Annotated in this window: 3 protein-coding genes and 1 pseudogene; all 4 read left to right on the forward strand. The window is 69.7% G+C overall.

The window, feature by feature from the left end:
* Window positions 1-655: pseudogene (locus ACTWQJ_RS49080) on the forward strand (aromatic-ring hydroxylase C-terminal domain-containing protein); the annotation flags it as partial.
* 62 nt (window positions 656-717) lie between these two features.
* Window positions 718-1,047: a TcmI family type II polyketide cyclase gene (locus tag ACTWQJ_RS49085; RefSeq protein WP_443312842.1), complete on the forward strand. Its 330-nt coding sequence runs from the start codon at window positions 718-720 to the stop codon at window positions 1,045-1,047.
* A gap of 40 nt (window positions 1,048-1,087) precedes the next feature.
* Window positions 1,088-2,356, forward strand: a complete 1,269-nt coding sequence (locus ACTWQJ_RS49090; protein WP_443312843.1) for a beta-ketoacyl-[acyl-carrier-protein] synthase family protein — start codon at window positions 1,088-1,090, stop codon at window positions 2,354-2,356.
* Window positions 2,353-3,222: beta-ketoacyl synthase N-terminal-like domain-containing protein (locus tag ACTWQJ_RS49095; RefSeq protein WP_443312844.1), on the forward strand; the 870-nt coding region annotated here is incomplete at its 3' end. The genes ACTWQJ_RS49090 and ACTWQJ_RS49095, both read left to right, overlap by 4 nt.

Below are 3,222 nucleotides of genomic sequence, written 5' to 3' on the forward strand. Positions count from 1 at the left end.
GCGACTCCGCGCACATTCACCTTCCGGCCGGCGGCCAGGGCATGAACACCAGCATCCAGGACGCGGTCAACCTCGGCTGGAAGCTCGCGGCGGTCGTGCAGGGCCGGGCCCGGAGAGCCTGCTGGACTCGTATCACGGTGAGCGCCATCCGGTCGGCAAGCGGCTGCTGATGAACACCCAGGCCCAGGGCCTGCTCTTCCTCAGCGGCCCCGAGGTGCAGCCGCTGCGTGACGTACTCACCGAGCTCATCGGCTACGAAGAGGTCGCCAAGCACCTTGCCGCCATGGTGAGCGGCCTGGAGATCACGTACGACGTCGGCTCCGGCACCCATCCGCTGCTCGGCAAGCGCATGCCGCACCTGGAGCTGACCGGCGCCGGGCGCCGGACCAGCAGTACCGAACTCCTGTACTCCGCCCGGGGTGTTCTGCTCGACCTGGAGGACAACCCGCGTCTGCGGGCCAGGGCCGCGGGCTGGGCCGACCGGGTCGACGTCGTCACCGCCGAGCCGCACGCGGTCTCGCCCGCCAGCGGCCTGCAAGGGACCTCGGCAGTGCTGATCCGTCCCGACGGATACATCGCCTGGGCCGCCCCCGGCAGCCACCACGACCTGGCCATGGCCCTGGAGCGCTGGTTCGGGGCGCCCCGCGCGGTCTGATCTCCGGCCGGCTCCAGCCCTCGCTGATCCACCCAAGCGCTGATCCACGGAAGAGAGAAGACATGCACAGCACCCTGATCGTGGCCCGGATGGACATCGAGTCGAGCGCCCAAGTCGGCAAGCTCTTCGCCGAGTTCGACAAGACGGAGATGCCGCACCGCATGGGCACCCGGCGCCGCCAGCTGTTCGCCTACAAGGGCCTGTACTTCCACCTCCAGGACTTCGACACCGACAACGGCGGACAGCTGATCGAGGACGCCAAGACCGACCCCCGATTCGTGCAGATCAGCGAGGACCTCAAGCCGTTCATCGAGGCGTACGACCCCGCGACCTGGCGGTCTCCGGCCGATGCCATGGCCACCCGCTTCTACGACTGGACGGCTTCCGTATGAAGCCGCGACACGACGCCGACACGAGGGGAGGCCACCGCTAGTGGCTCGCCGGGTAGTGATCACAGGAGTCGGAGTGCTGGCACCGGGCGGTATAGGTGCCAAGAACTTCTGGAGTCTGCTGAGCGAAGGCCGCACAGCGACCCGGGGGATCAGCTTCTTCGACCCCTCCGCCTTCCGTTCCAGGGTCGCGGCCGAGGCCGACTTCGACCCTCATCTGCACGGGCTGACTCCGCAGGAGATCCGCCGCATGGACCGCGCCGCCCAGTTCGCCGTGGTCACCGCGCGTGAGGCGCTCGCCGACAGCGGACTCGACCTGGCCGGGTTCGACCCCCACCGCACCGGTGTCACCATCGGCAGCGCGGTCGGCGCGACCACCGGGCTCGACGACGAGTACCGGGTGGTGAGCGACGACGGCCGGCTCGACCTCGTCGACCACACCTACGCGCCGCAGCACCTGTACAACTACTTCGTGCCGAGCTCGTTCTCGGCTGAGGTGGCATGGGCGGTGGGCGCCGAGGGGCCGGCCACGGTGGTCTCCACCGGCTGCACCTCAGGCATCGACTCGGTCGGTCACGCCGTCGAGCTGATCCGCGAAGGCACCGCCGACGTCATGATCACCGGCGCTGCGGACGCCCCGATCTCGCCGATCACGATGGCGTGCTTCGACGCGATCAAGGCGACCACCCCGCGCAACGACGACCCCGAGCACGCCTCGCGGCCCTTCGACGGTACCCGCAACGGATTTGTGCTCGGCGAGGGTTCCGCCGTGTTCGTACTGGAGGAGCTGGACAGCGCCCGCGCGCGCGGCGCGCACATCTACGCCGAGGTCGCCGGCTACGCCTCCCGGTGCAACGCCTTCCACATGACCGGACTGCGCCCCGACGGCCGGGAGATGGCCGAGGCCATCACGGTGGCCCTGGACGAGGCGCGGATGAACCCCGAGTCCATCGACTACATCAACGCCCACGGCTCGGGCACCAAGCAGAACGACCGGCACGAGACGGCGGCGTTCAAGCTGAGCCTCGGGGACCACGCCTACCGCCGCCCGGTGAGCTCCATCAAGTCGATGGTGGGCCACTCGCTGGGCGCGATCGGCTCGATCGAGATCGCCGCGTCCGTGCTGGCGATGGAGAACCACGTGGTGCCGCCCACCGCCAACCTGCACACCCCCGACCCGGAGTGCGACCTCGACTACGTCCCGCTCACCGCACGGGAGCACCGGACCGATGCGGTGCTCACGGTCGGCAGCGGATTCGGCGGGTTCCAGAGCGCGATGGTGCTGGCCCGTCCCGACAGGAGCGTGTCATGAGCGCCAGGACAGTGATCACCGGCATCGGCGTCGCCACCCCCAACGGCATCGGCATGGACGACTTCTGGGCCGCGACCCGGGTCGGCAAGAACGCCATCGGCCGGGTCACCCACTTCGACCCGACCCAGTATCCGGCCCAACTTGCCGGAGAAATACGCCACTTCGCCGCGGAGAAGCACCTGCCCAGCCGGCTGATCCCGCAGACGGACCGGATGACCAGGCTCGCCCTGGTCGCCGCGGACTGCGCCTTCAAGGACGCGGGCATCCAGCCCGGCGACATCGCCGAGTTCGACATGGGAGTCGTCACCGCGTCGGTCTCCGGGGGCTTCGAGTTCGGCCAGAACGAGCTGAAGAAGCTGTGGAGCCAGGGCAGTCAGTACGTCTCCGCGTACCAGTCCTTCGCCTGGTTCTACGCCGTCAACAGCGGCCAGATCTCCATCCGCAACGGCATGCGCGGCCCCAGCGGGGTGCTCGTCAGCGATCAGGCGGGCGGCCTCGACGCGATCGCGCAGGCGCGCCGGCAGATCCGCAAGGGCAGCAAGCTGATCGTCTCCGGCGGTTTCGACGCGTCGATCTGCACCTGGGGCTGGGTCGCGCAGATCGCCGGCGGTCGGCTGTCCACCCGTACCGATCCCGACCGGGCCTACCTGCCGTTCGACGCCGACGCCGACGGTTATGTGCCCGGCGAGGGCGGGGCGTTGCTCGTCCTGGAGGACAGGGCGACGGCCCGCGAGCGTGGCACGGCGCACATCTACGGCGAGATCGCCGGGTACGGCTCGACCTTCGACCCGAAGCCCGGCAGCGGCCGTGAGCCCGGTCTGCGCCGCGCCATCGAGGTGGCGCTCGCGGACGCCGGGATCGAGGCT

The sequence above is a fragment of the Streptomyces sp. KR55 genome, from assembly GCF_052245645.1.
Taxonomy (GTDB): domain Bacteria; phylum Actinomycetota; class Actinomycetes; order Streptomycetales; family Streptomycetaceae; genus Streptomyces; species Streptomyces flavusporus.